Genomic DNA, 18,357 nt, shown 5'->3' with positions numbered 1-18,357 from the left:
AACTAACGTCGGCGGCGTTGTGGTAAGTACAGTGCCCCGACGGCTAAGTTCGCTCCTTCCAGATCTAAGAGTGGGTTGATACTCACGACGTAGTTACAACAAAGTCTTTTGGTTAATTGCTGGCTAAAGACGGAGTATTGAAAGTCTTCGCCCGCTAACAGTACTTGTTGGATTCCGACTTTTTGATCGAGATGTTCAATCCACGTTGTCATGTCATCAGCTAAGGAATCCATCAATCCGTAAGCCAATCGAGCGGCAGTGTGGCTATCACTGTCAGAGCCTTTTTCCGTCTGTTCTGCTAAACAAAAACTCATCAAGCTTTTGATGCTTTGGCACCAATCGAAACTCATAATATTATTGGCGGTGCTGCGTTGAGGAAAATCTATTCTTGGTGCATGAGAGGCTGGAAATTGTTGTGCTTGTGCAATAAAGCGGTCAATAGATATTTGATTGGAGTGTGGATGAGACAGCCCCAGCACAGCAGACGCAACAATAAGTAGAGAATGCAGATTATCCGTTGGCGCTGTGAGATTGAGCGCTTTAATCGCGGTCATTCGCTCGGCAAAATGATGTTGATACTTATCTAATATTGTATGTTGAGTGAGTAAGTTTCCTTCAATACTTGGGGTGATTGAGTTTGCGAGAGTTTGTAGAATTTCTTCTCCCGTTTCTGGCAGTTGCGGCCAAGTAAAGGCGCTGTGTGGTCGGTCTTTTTCAATACGTCCGCTTTGGCTCACGCTATTGCTGGTCACGATTTGGCTGGGGTAATAGGCGCTCAGGTAAATACAAGCCGCGTCTTTTTGTTGGCGCAACGGTTGAGTCAATCGAGCGGCTAATAACGCATTAATGGCTTGTTGCTCTGGCTTGCATGGGCTAGTGGCAGCGGTGTTATTGAGTTGCACGCTGAGCAACCCTTGCTTCATTTGTGCTTGATAACCTAGCTGAACGGCCTCATCGTGTAAGCTTTCTGGTGCGTAGAAATGTATTGGAGAGGGGCGTTGGCGATACAACCATTGCTGATGAATAAAGTCCATACTGGGTAAGGGTTGCTGGGTGTGATAATACAGCCAATCGATACCTTGCTGACGTAAATACTCGGTGAAAACAATCAAGGCACGGTTAAAGGCAAAACGCACTTCACAACGTGGTGCATTAATGGCGGCTTGTGGTTGAGTAGTTAAGGTTAAGCTTGGTTTTTCTAAGCATGATAAGGTGATGACTTGTTCGTGACTTGCTTGAAAAAATTGCGATAAGGTATTGGGGTTACAGATCAACACCAGTGGGCGCAGTGTTGCTGTAGTATGAGTTTGAGCTGACGGTGTGCTCAATTGTAAGTCGATGCCGATGGCACGTAAATCGACCTTACCTTGCTGCATCAATTGTGTCGCCAGTGAGGTTATTTGAGCTAAGGTAAGCGGTTGTGATGAATAGGCTTGTTCACCATGGCAACAGCTACACGGGAGGTCGAGTTGACCAAATTGAGGGCTCTGATTATCGCCAAAAAGCGGAGTGCAGCGTTGGCAGTAATCCAGCCCGGTTTGTTGATAAATAGGCGCAGCATTGTGTGACGTGTGTGCTTTCTTGCTCAGCCAGCGGGTTGAGTTTGCTTTGGTGGTCAGTTGCAAAGGCAAAGGAGCTTTGTTGCCGTTGCTTTGTGACAACGGAGTGATAGTTGCCTTGATTAAATGCGCTGAGAGTAAAAAATCGTGAGCAATGCGTTCGGCTAATTGTTCTAGTTGTGGCTGCGTCCCTTGCGCTTCTATACGGTAACGGTATTGACCATTAGTTAAGTGGCCATTATCAATACTGATAGCTAAGCCTTGATTCGTGTGTTGAAGTAGCTGAATATCAAATGCCTGACTCAGATAGTGATTACACAGGTGTTGATAAAATGCGACCGGTTGCGTGCAGTAAAAATCAAAGCCAAGCAAAGTGGAAGTCATCACAGGAGAAGTCATAGCGTTTTTCGTTCGTTTAAGAGAATTGAGTCAAGGGTACGTTTTTGTGCGTCGGGGATCACATCATCAATCGTTAAGTTGGGCAGGTGTTCGTTGATGGTAAATCCTAATTCGATTAAGTGTTGGATAACGGTACGTTCCATGGTGGCAACCGATGATTTAATGCGTTCGGTGAGCCCCATAAACATGGGTTCGATGATCGTTGGAATGACGCCTAATACCAAGGTGTGAGGGCGGTCACCGACCATATCCATCATGATTAAGGTTTGCAGCATTTCAACTTCATGTGCGCTGCCTTGCCAATCAACATCGGCGGGGGCATGATCAAAATCGAACCAATACACATCACCTGGTTTGCCTGTGGCGCTGTTAATCGTGTCAACAACAATCAATTGCTCGTATTCAGATAATAGTGGAATTAACCCATGGGCTAAGGTGCCACCGTCGATAATATCTATTATAAAATCAGCATGTTGAAAGTGATATTTATCTTTAAGGTAATTGGTAAAATGCACGCCGATGCCTTCATCGCCATATAAAATATTACCAATGCCAAGCAGCAGAAGTTTCGTGGGGTTGGCTGACGGTTCACCCGCCGACAATTCGCTGTCAGCGGGGTGGGTTCGATGTGTGGATGGCATCATTTTTGAGTATCTGTGTTTGAGGTATCTATTTTGGGCGTCTTGGTTTTGGGGGTATTGGCATTTTGACTGTCAGTTTGCTCTTGTTTTTTAGAGAGTTGTTCAGACAAGGCCGCCGCAACCGATAAGTGTTCTTCGGTATGATAATCATAGCCAGAAATAATGGCATCGACCGCAGCTTTCTTAAAGCGTAAACCAGTCCAAATTGCTAAGTAGACATGCAAGAATAAGAACACAATAAAGACCCAAGTAAAGTAATGGTGTAAATTCCGTAAGTTCGCCAGTCCGCCCACTGCTTTGACTAACCAAGTGGAAGGCTCATAAATTAACCCGCCTAAACCTTGGTGATACACGTGGGCATATAAGGCTAGGCCGGTAAATACCATGACTAATGAGCAAGTATAAAATACCGCATAAGTTACTAATTGCATTGGGCCATATAACCCGGCTTTTTCATCCGGCTTACCTAAGAAAATGTAGGCTTTTATTTGCGCAATCCAGCGATCTTTTCTCAAGGCATCTTTTAAGGAGCGACGTTCGCTGTTGTCTTTGGAAAATAAGAATAAATAACAACGTACAATGGTAATGCCAGAAAATAAAAAGCCACAGATGAGGTGACCAAAACGTAGCCAGCCTTGCACTAAAACATCGGTTGATTTTGGTGACATTAAAAATGGCCAAGCGATGTAAAACCCGGTGGCGATTAAAATCAAAATAGATAGAAAACGCGTCCAGTGAAAAATACGGATCAGGGGAGTGAAAGCAAACTCACGCATAGTGGGAATATGTTGGATTTGCAAAGAATGGCTTTGCGCGGCTTTCCCACCGGGTATGGTTGTCGCTTTCACGGTATGATTGTCAAGCGTTTGAGATGACTCACTCATAAGCTTTGTCCTTTTCAAAGTAGGCGGGCTATTAACCCGCAGTATTCACTTTAAACTCGCCTAATGTTTGCTGTTGGTAGTCCATGACATGAACGGAACACGACATACAAGGGTCAAACGAGTGAATGACGCGTAATACTTCTAATGGCTTACTTGGATCTTCTAGTTGAATGCCAACCAAAGAAGCTTCATAAGGCCCCATTTTGCCATTTTCATCGGTTGGACCCGCATTCCAAGTGGTGGGCACGACGGCTTGATAGTTTTCCACCTTTCCGTCTTTGATGCGTACCCAGTGACTGAGCATGCCACGTGGCGCTTCGATCATTTGATGACCGATATATTCTTCGGCAGGATCAATGTGCGGCTCAACGTAAGTTAATTCATCCACTTCAATATTACTGACTAAAGCATCGAAGGTTTTGACACTTTCACGTAAATTGATCACGCTTTGTAGCATACGACCTGCGGTACGGCCTAAAGTGGTAAATAAAGCTTCAACCGGTAATCCTGCTTGTGCTAGGAATTGATCAACAGTATCAACCACCACTTGATTGCCACGTGCATAGTTGACGATTAAGGTGGCTAATGGGCCCACTTCATAAGCTTCACCTTGATAACGCGGCGATTTGACCCAAGAATATTTTCCGTCTTCATTTAAGGTGGGCAATTTGCCATCCAAGGTGTCGCGTTCAATAAAGCCGGTATATTCAGGTATGGTGGTGCCTTGATAAGGATGTTGCGGTGCCTCAGCGGTATACCAAGAGTGCGTGACATCTTCTTTTATATCATCGGGATTCAAATCAAAAACCTGACTTAAATCGCCATTTTTTACTACCCCCTGAGTGAATAAGAACTGGCCTTTGTTGAGTAAGAACTCATCGCTACACAGGAAGTTTTTCACATGCAGCCCGCCTAGTGCGCTTGGCTCAGTTTTATAGGCCTCCGCTGCCATTAGAATGTCGGGGTAATAAGCGTTTTCAATGAAGTTGGCCACGTCATCGAATTTTTGTTTCCATTCTTGTAATCGAGCTGGGCTGAGCATATCGCGTACTGACGTAATACCGCCGACCACAATCGATTGTGGATGTGGGGACTTACCTCCAAAGATGGCCAATAGCTGCGCTGCCACGCGTTGTACTTCTAAGGCTTTTAAGTAATGCGAGAGGGCAATGAGGTTTTGCTCGGGGGTGAATTTGTAGGTTTTATTTCCCCAATAGCCATTCGCAAATGGACCCAGTTTGCTGGTGGCGACTAAGCCTTTTACTCGCTCTTGCACTTGACGTAACTCACCTTCACCACAAGCAATCGGAGTATCGCTATATTTCATTGCCACTTGGGCGGCTTTGGCTGGGTCTGCACTTAACGCGGAGACGACATCCACCCAATCTAAACCATGTAAATGATAAAAATGCACAATATGATCATGCAGATGTAGGGCGGTCATCATGAGGCTACGAATGTATTGTGCGTTGACTGGGATCGTAATTCCTAGAGCATTTTCAATGGCTTCAGTACTGCAACGGTAGTGAGAATACGTACAAACCCCACAGATTCGTTGAACCATTAAGCCGACATCAAGTGGAGAACGATCTTTGACGATGGTTTCGATGCCTCGCCATAAGGTTGATGATGCCCAAGCCTTTTGGATGGTATTTGTTTCGTCGATTTCCACTTCGATACGTAAGTGGCCTTCAATACGAGTGATAGGATCGATGACAATACGTTTATTCATAAATTATTCATCCACAGGTTTGGCAAAAAAACTGGCAACGGCGTGACCACCAATACCGACAACCGCAGCCCCTAATACCACAGCACCCACAGTATCGGCGGTGGTATCTAGCCCTTTAAGTAATTGGCGACTCAACGGTTTCTCAAAATCTGACATGGTGTCCCAAAAATTAGGCTCAGAACAACCAATGCAACCGTGGCCTGCCAGTACTGGCCAACTGGTGTGATTATTAAAGCGCTCGGTTGGGCAGTTGTTATAGGTGTATGGACCTTTGCAGCCGACTTTATACAAACAATAACCATCTTTGGCTTCTTGGCTGCCAAAGGTTTCGACAAATTCGCCAGAATCAAAATGACCACGGCGTTCACAATTATCGTGTACGCGCGCACCATAAGCCCATTTAGGACGGCTATACATATCAAGTGGTGGTAATTTCCCAAACATGATGTAGTACATGAGTGTGCCAACAATATTGCGTTCATTGGGTGGACAGCCACCAAGGTTGACCACCGGTTGTGTCACCACTTCATGTACCCCTTTTGCTCCAGTTGGATTGGGCGCAGCAGCTTGGATGCCACCAAAGGAGGCGCAAGTCCCAACAGCAATGATAGCGGCGGCATCTTTAGCCACTTCTTTTACTCGGCTTAAACCCGTTTCACCATGTGGGCCTAAGGTTAAAAATGCCCCATTATTGGCCGTTGGAACTCCTCCTTCAACCGCTAGCAAATAACGTCCTTTGTAATTTTTAATGGCATTGTGGAGGTTTTCTTCAGCTTGAAAACCGGAAGCCGCCATTAAGGTTTCGTGATACTCCAGCGAGGCATGATCGAAAATAATCGAATCAATATTTGGGGTGTCGGCACGAATTAAGGACTCTGAGCATCCCGTACATTCAGCAAGGTGTAACCAAATAAGAGGCACACGATCTGCAATTTCAGCCGCTTCAGCAACGAGACTGGTAAATGGAGAGGGAAGGGCAAGAATGGAAGTTAAAGCGGCGCTCCACTTCATAAAATCTCGACGAGAAATACCATGCTCTGCCAGTTTGTCGATCAAGTTTGATGAGGATTTTAGGGAAGGGTCTTGCTTTAGTTTTTTAAGGCGAGACTTACCCAATTGGAATAAGGCGTTATGTGTATCCATGCAATTTACCTTTCATGATCAGGAGATAGGTAGATACGGCAAGCTTAGAACCTATATCCATAAATTTTGTAGGTATTTTACGACAGTACCAATAATAAAGAGGTTATTTGAAATAAATGCTTACATATTTGTAATAGTATGAGCCGGGTTTCGTTAAGACTCAGATGATTAAATTTATATTAAATTATTTAGATTCATGAGGTTATTTTCAGTGAGAACGGTTAGGAGTGAGATGAATAGGTGATCAGTTTTTTGAATAGAGGTCAGCTTGTGGGCGCGATGGAGTACCTGAACGATAGAATAATTAAGGGCAAAGTGTGCACGAGGAAACTTTGCCCTTGGGTTGCAGTGAATCGAAATTATTTATAAATATAATTATTCACGATATTTTCAAGATATTCTTGTTTTCCTGATTGCTGAATGGGTTGGATGTCATTCTCAATGGCAAATTTAGCAACGGCTTCTAACGACATTTCGCCTGTTAATATTTTTTTACCTAGCTCTTCATTCCATCCAGCGTAGCGCTGTGCAATATGTTTGGAAAGCTGATCATTTTCAATCATGCTTGCTGCTCGTTCTAGGGATAAAGCCATGGTATCCATACCACCAATATGACCATAAAATAGGTCTTCACCATCAATGGATGGACGACGAACACGTGAATCGAAATTAAAGCCTCCAGTGGTAAATCCGCCAGCTTTTAATACTTCATACATTACTAAGGTATTTTCTTCTACACTACTTGGAAATTGATCAGTATCCCAACCTAGTTGTGGGTCTCCTCGGTTAGCATCAATAGAACCTAATAACCCTAAAGACGTTGCGGTAGCAATTTCATGGTGGAAGCTATGGCCGGCTAATGTTGCATGGTTAGCTTCAATGTTAACTTTGATTTCATTTTCTAGACCAAATTGCTTAAGGAAACCATATACTGTTGCTGTGTCATAGTCGTATTGATGTTTTGTTGGCTCTTGTGGTTTAGGTTCAATTAAGATCGTTCCTTTAAAACCTATTTTATGTTTGTGCTCTACGACCATCTGCATTAAACGGCCTAGCTGTTCGCGCTCTTGGCGTAAATCGGTATTTAATAGTGTTTCGTACCCTTCACGGCCACCCCATAGTACGTAGTTTTCCCCACCTAAACGTTGGGTTGCTGCCATGGCATTAAATATTTGAGTTGCTGCATAAGCGAAGACTTTGGGATCAGGGTTTGTCCCTGCGCCTGCCATATAACGAGGATTGGAGAAAGCATTAGCGGTTCCCCAAAGTAATTTTAAGCCAGTTTCAGCTTGTTTTTGCTCGAGTATGTCTACCATTTCTGAAAAGTTATTGACATATTCTTTTAGAGAATGCCCTTCTGGCGCAACGTCAGTATCGTGGAAGCAATAATACGGTACATTGAGTTTACTGAAAAATTCAAATGCAGCATTAGCTTTCATTTTAGCCTGTTCCATTGGATCGTTGCTTTTCATCCAGACTCGATCGAATGTTGGATTCCCAAAAATATCGTGTCCTTGCCAACAAAAGTTATGCCAATAACAGGCAGCGAAACGTAAATGATCTTTCATTGATTTTCCTAAAATCATTTTGTTTTCGTCGTAATGTTTAAATGCCAAAGGATTTGTACTTGTGCTTCCTTCAAATTTGATAGGAGCTACATTTTTAAAAAATTCAGTCATAATTTAAATTCCATATTGATGTTGTATGGTGAACATTATTGACATTATAAAAATGTGCTCAATTATGAAATTTTATAATCAAATTCAGCTATTTGTTTATTGTGCACAACCTCTCAAAATAGCTCTATTTCTTTTGGGTGAGAGTTATGAATTTATCTGTTTTTTTATTTGAAATCACAAAAGCCAAAATACATAAAGACAATAACAAATAGCATAATATTAATCACAATAATCCCAGCTCAAAATGCAACCAATAATGGGGGGATTTCCTTCTTTTATATTGTTTTATTTTTATAAAGAATAATTATTATAAGGAGAATTAAAAATGGTAAATAGAAAAAGCATTTTCCATATAACATTAGTAGTTGCATTAGGGGGGTTATTATTTGGTTATGATACTGCCGTTATTTCTGGAGCGGCAGAATCTTTGCAAGTTTATTTTCAATTGTCTCCTGCTCAACTAGGGTTTGCTGCGTCATCAGCATTGATTGGTTGTGTTATAGGTGCAATTATAGCCGGAAGTGTGAGCGCTAAATATGGTAGAAAAGCTTCTCTTATTTTTTCAGCTGTTCTATTTTTTATTTCAGCTTTAGGGTCCGCAGTGCCTGAGACATTAAATTGGGCGCTGGGTAGTACGTATATGAGTTTTATCATTTACCGTGTAATAGGTGGTATAGGTGTTGGTATCGCATCTATGGTTTCTCCAATGTACATTGCCGAAATAGCTCCGCCCCAAAAGAGAGGGAGTTTAGTTTCTTGTAATCAATTTGCGATTATATTTGGCATGTTGGTTGTCTACTTTGTTAACTATGGTATTGCGTTACTCGGGTCGGATCAATGGCTGAATAATGTTGGGTGGCGTTATATGTTCGCCTCTGAGTGTTTGCCAGCAGGAGTATTTTTCATATTGCTATTTGGGGTGCCTGAAACTCCTCGTTGGTTGGCATTGAAAGGTAGAATGTCTGAAGCTAGAAAATTGATTGCTTCTCTTAATAAGGGAGATGATTTCGATAAACAATGTCAAGAAATTGAAAGCTCTTTTCAGTCAAATTCAACATCAATGAGTGTGTTTTCTAAACGTATTCTTCCTATCCTAATTATTGGTATTGGTTTAAGTATCTTGCAACAAATAACAGGAATTAATGTTTTTCTTTATTATGCCCCAGTAATATTAAAAGGATTTAGTTCGTCTACTACAGATATTGCTTTACTTCAAACGGTATTAATTGGTGCTGTAAATTTAACATTTACTGTAATTGCAATTTATAGTGTGGATAAATTTGGTCGTAAGCCTTTGATGATGTTAGGTGCTGGAGCGATGGCCATTAGCATGTTAGCGATAGGAACCGCAGCATATTTAGAGTCTATAGGTGGTTATTTATTGTTTTTTATGTTGTTGTATATTGCTGCTTTTGCACTGTCTTTAGGCCCAGTTACTTGGGTGCTTTTATCCGAAATATTTCCGAATTCAGTTCGCTCAAAAGCTTTGTCGATTGCTGTTTTTGCTCAATGGGTCTCTAATTTCTTAGTTTCTCAAACCTTTCCTATGATGAATGCTAAGACAAGCTATTTATATCAAGAGTTCAATGGTGGGTTTCCATTTTGGTTATATGGATTAATGGCTGTATTTACAGTGTTTTTTGTTTATAAATGGATTCCTGAAACGAAAGGAAAGTCTTTGGAAGAGTTAGAAAAATTATGGAAAAATTAGGTGTTTATCCATGTTTTATATTAAATGATTAATAATAAGGGCTGATTTTAAATCAGCCCTTATTATTTTAGTTTACTTGAAGTGAGTTTTAGGTATTTCTTTGGATGAATCTTTGGGTGATCATTATGGATCTATTTTAAATAGCCAGTATAAATAATGAGTTTAGGGAGTAATTAAAATAAGTTCTTCACTTGGTGATAAATTTTTTGAAATTTCGCTCTCTTTAATTGGTACATATTATACCTTTCTGAGTTTGTAACATGGGTTTCAATTAATGTGGGGATCGGGCACAAGGCATTTAAATCTGCATTTGGCGTAACCGCAAGCTGTGCTAAACGAGCAGCCCCTAAAGCTGGACCGACATCTCCGCCTTCACGAAAAACCAATGTCATTCCTGTAATATCAGAGAGCATTTGACGCCAATAAGCACTACGGGCACCACCACCAATTAAACAGACCTCTTTGGGGATAAATTTTGTGACATGAAGGGCATCAAAACCATCGGCTAATGCAAAACCAACACCTTCTAAGACAGCTAAACCAAGATCCGCAGCGGTGGTTTCATGAGTCATTCCAAAGAATAGCCCTTGTGCATTAGGGTTATTGTGAGGTGTGCGTTCACCCGATAAATAGGGCAGAAAAAGAACATGTGAATGAGGGTTAGCATTATTTTGTATGTTTGCTAATAACGTGCTGACATCCGGCATATTGGTAATTTTTGCGACCCAATCTAAACAAGAAGCGGCACTGAGAATAACGGACATGGTATGCCAAGTATTAGGAAGAGCATGACAGAAGCTATGTAGGGCTGATTCTGGATTGGAAATAAAACCATCGCTTGCGGCAAAATATACACCTGACGTACCGAGAGATAACATTGCTTGTCCAGGGTTAATGATTCCCACCCCTATCGCTCCAGCAGCATTGTCACCAGCGCCAGCGACAATAGGGACTGTTGACATTCCCCACCGTTTGGCCAGTGTTAAGAAGAGGTGTCCTGTAATTTGATTACCTTCAAACAGATTAGGCATATTATCTCGCGTCACTCCTGTGGCACTGAGAAGCTCATCATTCCAATCACGTTGTTGGATATCAAGCCACATGGTACCTGCTGAATCTGACATATCAGAAGCAAAGATGCCACAGAGTTTGTATCTTAGGTAATCTTTCGGAAGTAAGACTTTATGAAGACGATTAAAATTGTCTGGCTCATGTTGTTGAACCCACTTAATTTTTGGGGCAGTAAATCCTGGCATCATAATATTACCAGTAATTATTCGGCTATTTGGGACCAGTTCTTCTAATTGTTTGCATTCTGCTTCACATCGTCCATCATTCCATAGTATGGCTGGACGAATTACATTACCATCTTTGTCTAATAAGGTTGCACCGTGCATTTGTCCTGACAATCCAATGGCTTGTACTTGTGATAAGTCTTGTTCTTCACTTAATAAATCAAGGGTTTTTTGTGTGGCTTCCCACCATTGGTCTGGGTGTTGTTCTGACCAGAGAGGGTGAGGACGTGAGATGGTTAATGAGGTATGTTGCGTACTGATAATATTGCCATCTGAATTTAACAAAATGACTTTTACACCAGATGTTCCTAAATCGATACCAATAAACATGATGGATTTCCTGATAAATAAAAATAGTGATTTATCATCATTTGGTACCCTGTTTTATACAATTATGTTTTTTAGTTCTCGTTTTTATAGATTTTACTAATGTCGTACTTATCACAGAATAAGGAAGAGTATTATTTATACTGCTCAAAAAAATAATGATAAGTAGGTTATGGAAAAAAAGTATCGAATTGCTTTGCTGTTTAATGCCAATAAAGTGTATGACAGGCAAGTTATTGAGGGTATCGGGGAGTATATTCAAGCAAGTCAATGTGGTTGGGATATCTTTTTAGAAGAAGATTTTACATCGAATATTAATCATTTTCATAATTGGAATGGTGATGGAATCATTGCTGATTTTGATAATCCTGATGTAGTTGAGCAACTATCGAATATTGATATTCCTGTGATCGGCGTGGGGGGGTCTTATCAATCTGAAGATGATTACCCTAATGTACCTTATGTCGCTACGGATAATTATGCGCTTGTGAAAATGGCCTTTGAACATTTAAAGAATAAAGGGATACAAAAATTTGCCTTTTATGGCCTACCTTGTGATTCAATTAATGGGTGGGCGCATGAAAGACGGAAAGCTTTTGTTGATATTGTGAATCGTGAAGGTTATCCATCCTCTGTCTACCTTGGGAATGAAACTAATCCCAAAACTTGGCAATATGATATGAATCGGTTATCAGATTGGTTACAAAATCTGTCGACTCCAACTGGGATTATCGCGGTAACGGATGCTCGTGCAAGGCATTTGCTTCAAGCTTGTGAAAATTTAAATTTAATGGTTCCGGATCGTATTTCAATCATTGGTATTGATAATGAAGAGCTCGCTAGATATTTGACTCGAGTTTCTTTGAGTTCTATTGGACAAGGTTGTAAATCCATGGGGCATAAAGCCGCTAAAATGCTTCATCAACAGCTAGATCTTTACTGTTCATCAGAATCGCCTCTTATCACTCAATCTAAAAAAAATGTGCGTGTATTGGTTCCTCCAACGAAAGTTTATGAACGGCAAAGTACTGACTTCCAAGCGTTAAAAGATCCTTACGTTATTCAAGCGATGCACTTTATTCGGCAGAAGGCTTGCAAAGGAATCAAAGTGGAGCAAGTGTTAAGCTATGTCGGCATATCTCGTTCGAATATGGAAACTCGTTTCAAAGAGGAGCGCGGACATTCAATACACCAAGAAATCCATAATTCTAAATTAAATAGAGCCTGTAGTCTATTGAGAGCAACGGAACTTGCTATTTCCGAGATTTCTGAATTATGCGGTTACCCGTCTTTACAATATATGTATTCTGTTTTTAAAAAAACTTTCGATAAAACACCGAAAGAATATCGATTAAAGAATAAAAACTTATGATTGTGAATATGTTTTTCACGCACTCTTCACGTTTACTGAGGCATGATAGCGTTATGAATTGGCAACATAAGCATTGTTGAGATGAAAACTATGAAAGCAATATTATTGGCGAGTGTATTGAGCCTAACATCGGTATCTGTTTTGGCGAACAACCACCTTGTCTCTGCTGATGGTCAACCGGTTGTGCAGCAACATAAAGGTGGGTTTCAAGGCCCGAGTAAATCAAAGCGTATTATTCGTGATGTGATCAGTGCTATAAATGCCAGTGATGACACCAAAGTAGAGTTAACCGGTCATTTGACGATGTCATTAGGGGATGATGATTATATCTTCCAAGATGAAACGGGTGAAATCACGGTAGAGATTGATGATGATATTTGGTTTGGCCGTATTGTTACGCCGGAACATACCATTATCATTCGTGGTGAAGTTGAAAAAGATTGGAATAATATTGCGATTGATACTGACTCATTAGAAGTAGTTCAATAACACTTTTCTTGATTTAACGTAAAGCTTGGCAAAATGCGCTTCTTTATACTCCTCGGCTTTTAGATTTCGACTGCATGGCTGAGGGTATATATGCAACTGCATGAGTTAGTCAATACAATTGGTCAAGACTTACAACACCGTTATGGTGAAAAAGTACATAAGCTGACATTACACGGTGGATTCAGTTGTCCAAATCGTGATGGTACGATTGGTCGTGGTGGCTGCACTTTCTGCAATGTTTCTTCATTTGTGGATGAAAATGTCCAAATCAAACCAATCTATTCGCAATTACATGATCGCGCGGGTGAAGTGCAACGCGCGAAAAAATACTTGGCTTATTTTCAAGCCTACACCAATACTTATGCCGAAGTGCAAACGCTGAAAACTATGTATGAAGAAGCGTTGCGCTCAGCTGATATGGTGGGCCTTTGCGTGGGAACTCGCCCTGATTGTGTCCCCGATGCGGTATTAGAATTATTAAGCGGTTATGTGAATCAAGGCTATGAAATTTGGTTAGAGCTCGGCTTACAAACCGCCAATGATAAAACCTTAAAGCGCATCAATCGTGGGCATGATTTTGCGTGTTATGCCGCGATCACTCAACGAGCGAGAGCTTTGGGAATTAAAGTATGTACGCACTTGATCATAGGCTTACCTAAAGAAGGGCGAGATGATTATTTCGATACCTTCGAAAAAGTGATGGCGGTTGGGACTGATGGTTTAAAGTTGCATCCTTTGCACATTGTGGAAGGTAGTACCATGGCAAAAGCGTGGAAAGCTGGACGCTTACAAGCACCTGAAATGGATGACTATGTGGCAGTAGCAACCGAGATTATTCGCCGCACTCCAGCGCATATTATTTACCACCGGGTTTCAGCAGCAGCAAGAAGACCAACCTTGTTATCACCGCTTTGGTGTGAAAATCGTTGGTTAGCAATGACCGAGATTGGCCGAGCGTTAGATAAATTGGGGCCACAAGGCAGTTTATGCGGTGATCCTTTTCAATATACTTTGCCCTTGTGTCAGCAAAATCCAGCCAGCCGCTAGAGCTTAAAAATAAATCGCCATTAATAGTCAATCGCATCGGTATGCAAGAGGCGGATAACTCTTTAATCTCAACGCTTGTATGGAGAGACGTCTAGTTATCCGCTGCTGAGGTTATTTATCTGGGCGCTGAACTTGGGTGGGTTGAATCGCCTTAGGGAGTGTTGTTTTATTCGATTTTTGGCTCGGCCGTACCGGCGTTTGAGCCGCGGCATTCCCTTGTTTCATCAATTGTGCTAACACTTCACGTTTTGGACCATCTGCCACTACTTGGGCTTTATCTAAAACAATGACCCTGTCGACCACATCCAACATACTGGTTTTATGAGTGATCAAAATTAGGGTTTCGTTGGCCGTTAAGTGTTTGAGTTGCTGCTTTAACAGTGCCTCAGAGCGGTTATCCATTTGACTGGTCGGTTCGTCCATGATCAAGACCGGCGGACGAGTTAACCAAGCTCGAGCAATGGCAATCGCTTGTTTTTGCCCACCAGATAATGCCGCGCCACCTTCTCCTACTTGTTTGTTTAACCCCGCTTCATCATCTTGAGTAAAATGAGTTACTCCAGCACGTTGAGCGGCGATTAAAATATCTTGATCACTACTTTGTGGTCGGCCTAAGGCGATGTTGTCTCGAATCGATCCAAAGAATAATGAGCAATCTTGTGGTACGCAGCCAATATGACTTCTGACATCGGTTTGATGCAGTTGGTTGATGTCAAGATCATCAATCTTAACAGAACCTTCTGTGGCTTTATAAAGACCCATGATTAAACGTTGTATGCTGGATTTTCCTGAGCCAATACGACCAATAATCGCCACTTTTTCACCCGGGTTAATGGTGAATTTAATATTTCTTAATGCGTAAGTTTTACTATTAGGATAGTGAAAACTGACATTATTAAATTCGATTTTTCCGTTCAACACAGGGCGATGAATGTATTGTTTGCCTTCTTCTTGCTCCAGCGGCGTACTCATCACTTCTTCAATGATGGTCATGGCTGATTTGGCTTGGTTATAGCGGGTGGATAACATGGATAATTGCACTAAAGGCCCGACAGCACGGCCACTGAGCATGGTGGAAGCGATGAGTCCGCCCATGGTTAAGTCGCCATTAGAGATCAGGTAGACCCCACCAATGATCATCGCGACCGATACAAACTGCTGTAAAAACCCTGCGGTGCTTTGAACCGAATCGGTTAAGCGGCGTGTTTTAATGCTCCAATTTGACATGTGGGCAACGGCTTCTTCCCAACGATACTGAAACTGGCTTTGCGCATTAAATGTTTTTAAGGTTTCAAGTTGGCTAAGGCTTTCAATTAAGTTGGCATGCTTTTGAGATGACAAGCGAGAACCTTCTTCAATAGAGCGTTTTAAGGGAGCTTGAATAATCCAACTATAGATGGCGAGAATGAGCACGGCGATTAAAGGCACCAATGCAAGAGGGCCAGCAATCAAATAAATGACAAATAAGAATAACAGAGCAAACGGCAAGTCAATCAATGCACCAACGGTGGCGGAAGTTAAAAATTCACGGATAGATTCAAATTCTTGCAAATGGCGAGCAAAAGCGCCGACGGAAGCTGGTTTAGCTTCTAAGCGTGACCCCATCACACGGTGAAATAATTTAGCCGAAATCAAAATATCTGATTTTTTCCCTGCTAGATCAATAAAGTAAGAGCGGATGACTTTTAGGACTAAATCAAAAAGGAAAATCACAAAGATGCCAGAAGATAACACCCATAATGAGTTAAACGCCAAGTTAGGCACAATTTTGTCGTACACCAGTCGTGAGAATAGCGGTGTCGCGATAGTAAAAATATTGATAAGAATCGACGCGAGTAAGACATCGGTATAAATGTCTTTTGATTGCCATAAAGTACTCCAAAACCAATGACCTTTATCACTGGTGAGGACTTCTGGCGAACGTTCATCATGGCGAAACCGTTTCTTGGTAAGAAAAAGTTGCCCAGTATATTGTTGTTCAAGTTCACTAAGGCTGATGGATTGCGCTAAGTCTTCCGTTTCAGGGAAAACCACTTCAGCTTCTTGAGTCTCTTGATCCAGCGATAAAATCACACAGCTATGACCATCCTTGAGGAGGGCGACGACCGGCAGCAGCATGGTCGATAATTGCCTCAGTGGCATTTGGCGTGCTTTGACCACAAGACCGGCTTTTTCAGCGGCACGTTCAAAAAAATGAGGTGTTAATAAACCATCTTTGAGTGGCAAGTCGTGAACCAGGGCGGTGGGCGAGTATGGTTGCCCATAATAATGGCATAGGTAGAGTAACGACTGTAATAATGGATCTTTCATGGTCACTCCCTCAACGCCGTTTGTTTTGCTTTTAAAATTGGTTTCAATAAGTAATCTAAAACTGTTCGTTTACCGGTGATGATATCGGCTGAGGCTGTCATGCCGGGGATGATCGGTAAATTATCGCCAGTCGAGTCGGTTAAGCTGTTGTTATCAGTACGAATACGGACCAAATAAAAGCTATTCCCTTCTTCATCTTGGATGGTATCGGCGCTAATGGTTTCTAGCGTGCCGTCTAATCCTCCATAATTGGTGAAATCGTAGGCGGTAAATTTAATAATGGCCTTCAGTCCGGGATGGAGAAAGCCGATATCTTGCGGCGCTATTTTTGTTTCAACCAAAAGTGTGTCTTCGGTGGGGACAATTTCAATCAGATCCATACCCGGTTGAATGACGCCACCCACCGTATTGACATGGATTTTTTGTATGGTGCCTTTCACCGGAGAGGTGACTACAGTACGGCTGACTTTATCTTGTAACCCAACTTGTACTTCCGTCATGCTCGACAGTTTATTGGTGGTATCGGTTAACTCTTGTTGAGTTTTGGCGCGAAAATCAGAGGCAATATTAATGTACTTATAGGTGGCTTCTTGAATTTCTGATTCGATAACCGGCAACTTCATTCGAGCAGAAGTGAGGTCTCTTAAGCTATCATTCATTGAGCGCTGTAATTGCAAAATTTCGATTTCAGGTACAACGCCATCTTCAGCTAACGGTTTGGTCATATTGTATTCACGCTGAATAATTTTGTAGTTACTGGCTAGGTTGGAAATTCGGCTTCTTGTTTCACTTTGTTCTTGTTGTTTTTGTTTGATTTGTTGCGCCGTGACGTTGAGCTGATTTTGTAAGTTAATCATCACATCGCGATATTCATTTTGTTGCTGTTGCACCAGTTTGGGGTGCTGCTGGAGAAACTCGGCATCAAAAGTTAAAGGTTGAGTGGAAAGTTGCACTTTATCTTGCCATGTTTTTCCGGTGTGGTTGATTTTTATATTATTGATAAGTTGATGTAAGCGCAGGCTATCAGCGGTGAGGCTGGCCATGTCTTGGCTTTTTTCCCGAAAATTGGATTGGAAAAGCGTGTCGTCGATGAGTAATAATTTCTGACCTTTCTCAACCGATTGCCCTTCTTTGACCAGCATTTGTTTAACAATTCCGCCTTCGAGATTTTGCACCACTTGCAATTGTGAAGAGGGAATCACTTTGGCAGAACCTGTGGTCACTTTATCGATTTTGGCCCAAGATGCCCAAGCGATCGCTAAAATAAAAAATAGCCCGATGATACGTAAAATAATACGAGGATGAGTGGGAGCATGTAGAAGCAGAGCGGCTGATTTATCATCGATAAAATCTCTATCTTCTTTTAATACGGTATCTTGTCCATTTTTCATAGGAATTCCATGTCGATACTCAGTGAAAGAAAATTTATAACATCAACAACATTTATTTCAGATTGAATATGTTTTTTATAGACACGTTATTAGTTTCATATTGATGTATAACAATGGTGTCTTGTATGTAATAACTTGAAAATTGTGATTTGTGTTGGGTTATCGTGTATATACTATGTTTCAATGATGTTTTGGTAAAGTGATTTCATATATATTTATCAAAAGCTTGAATGAGTTTGAACTTTATTAGCTTCGGCTATTAATAATGAAATTTTATTGGCTGATATTATGATTTTTTGAGCTCTAAATGGAACATTTGGTCTATGCTCATAAGTGCCAATCAATCATGTTTTATAATCTTAGTGGTATGATGAAGTA

General features: G+C 41.4%; 13 protein-coding genes. 4 read left to right on the top strand and 9 right to left on the bottom strand.

The window, feature by feature from the left end; translation table 11 throughout:
• Positions 1 to 2: 2 nt before the first annotated feature.
• From VCA1004_RS14475 to xylA, 6 genes are all read right to left on the bottom strand, one after another.
• Positions 3 to 1,958: a hypothetical protein gene (locus VCA1004_RS14475; protein ID WP_086981140.1), complete on the bottom strand. Its 1,956-nt coding sequence runs from the start codon at positions 1,956 to 1,958 to the stop codon at positions 3 to 5.
• A complete protein-coding gene (locus VCA1004_RS14470) occupies positions 1,955 to 2,602 on the bottom strand; it encodes a hydrogenase maturation protease (protein ID WP_232012662.1) in 648 nt (215 codons plus the stop codon). The genes VCA1004_RS14475 and VCA1004_RS14470 overlap by 4 nt, the downstream gene beginning before the upstream one ends.
• Positions 2,599 to 3,483: a Ni/Fe-hydrogenase, b-type cytochrome subunit gene (cybH, locus tag VCA1004_RS14465; RefSeq protein ID WP_232012661.1), complete on the bottom strand. Its 885-nt coding sequence runs from the start codon at positions 3,481 to 3,483 to the stop codon at positions 2,599 to 2,601. The genes VCA1004_RS14470 and cybH overlap by 4 nt, the downstream gene beginning before the upstream one ends.
• A gap of 31 nt (positions 3,484 to 3,514) precedes the next feature.
• Complete coding sequence (locus VCA1004_RS14460; protein WP_086981139.1) at positions 3,515 to 5,215, bottom strand: nickel-dependent hydrogenase large subunit; 1,701 nt, start codon at positions 5,213 to 5,215, stop codon at positions 3,515 to 3,517.
• 3 nt (positions 5,216 to 5,218) lie between these two features.
• Entirely contained in the window at positions 5,219 to 6,358 is a 1,140-nt protein-coding gene (locus VCA1004_RS14455) for a hydrogenase small subunit (RefSeq protein ID WP_086981138.1), read from the bottom strand.
• A gap of 359 nt (positions 6,359 to 6,717) precedes the next feature.
• Positions 6,718 to 8,037: a xylose isomerase gene (gene xylA / locus VCA1004_RS14450; protein ID WP_086981137.1), complete on the bottom strand. Its 1,320-nt coding sequence runs from the start codon at positions 8,035 to 8,037 to the stop codon at positions 6,718 to 6,720.
• A 325-nt stretch (positions 8,038 to 8,362) separates the two neighbouring features.
• Here xylA and xylE point away from each other — a divergent pair, with 325 nt between their 5' ends.
• Positions 8,363 to 9,748, top strand: a complete 1,386-nt coding sequence (xylE, locus tag VCA1004_RS14445) for a D-xylose transporter XylE (protein ID WP_086981136.1) — start codon at positions 8,363 to 8,365, stop codon at positions 9,746 to 9,748.
• A gap of 173 nt (positions 9,749 to 9,921) precedes the next feature.
• Here xylE and xylB read toward each other — a convergent pair whose 3' ends face one another.
• Complete coding sequence (xylB, locus tag VCA1004_RS14440; RefSeq protein ID WP_086981135.1) at positions 9,922 to 11,373, bottom strand: xylulokinase; 1,452 nt, start codon at positions 11,371 to 11,373, stop codon at positions 9,922 to 9,924.
• Positions 11,374 to 11,542: 169 nt separating this feature from the next.
• Between xylB and VCA1004_RS14435 the strand changes: the two genes are divergently transcribed.
• The 3 genes from VCA1004_RS14435 to VCA1004_RS14425 all read left to right on the top strand — a co-directional run bounded on the left by VCA1004_RS14435 (position 11,543) and on the right by VCA1004_RS14425 (position 14,278).
• The gene (locus VCA1004_RS14435; protein ID WP_086981134.1) at positions 11,543 to 12,742 is read left to right on the top strand and encodes a XylR family transcriptional regulator; all 1,200 of its coding nucleotides are present in this window, start codon (positions 11,543 to 11,545) and stop codon (positions 12,740 to 12,742) included.
• 90 nt (positions 12,743 to 12,832) lie between these two features.
• Positions 12,833 to 13,231 (top strand): YgiW/YdeI family stress tolerance OB fold protein, encoded by a 399-nt coding sequence (locus VCA1004_RS14430; protein ID WP_086981133.1) that lies wholly within the window; start codon positions 12,833 to 12,835, stop codon positions 13,229 to 13,231.
• Between the two features lie 90 nt (positions 13,232 to 13,321).
• A complete protein-coding gene (locus VCA1004_RS14425) occupies positions 13,322 to 14,278 on the top strand; it encodes a TIGR01212 family radical SAM protein (RefSeq protein WP_086981132.1) in 957 nt (318 codons plus the stop codon).
• Between the two features lie 111 nt (positions 14,279 to 14,389).
• On the opposite strand, the gene VCA1004_RS14420 is transcribed toward VCA1004_RS14425, so the two are convergent.
• Positions 14,390 to 16,588 carry a type I secretion system permease/ATPase gene (locus VCA1004_RS14420; RefSeq protein ID WP_086981131.1) on the bottom strand — a complete coding sequence of 733 codons (2,199 nt, stop codon included), beginning with the start codon at positions 16,586 to 16,588 and terminating at the stop codon, positions 14,390 to 14,392.
• Between the two features lie 2 nt (positions 16,589 to 16,590).
• Positions 16,591 to 17,979, bottom strand: coding sequence for an HlyD family type I secretion periplasmic adaptor subunit (locus VCA1004_RS14415; protein WP_086981130.1), 1,389 nt, complete (start codon positions 17,977 to 17,979; stop codon positions 16,591 to 16,593).
• Positions 17,980 to 18,357 lie beyond the last annotated feature (378 nt).

It is taken from the genome of Vibrio aphrogenes (genome assembly GCF_002157735.2).
Classification (GTDB): domain Bacteria; phylum Pseudomonadota; class Gammaproteobacteria; order Enterobacterales; family Vibrionaceae; genus Vibrio; species Vibrio aphrogenes.
This window is presented reverse-complemented; position numbering and strand designations above follow the sequence as displayed.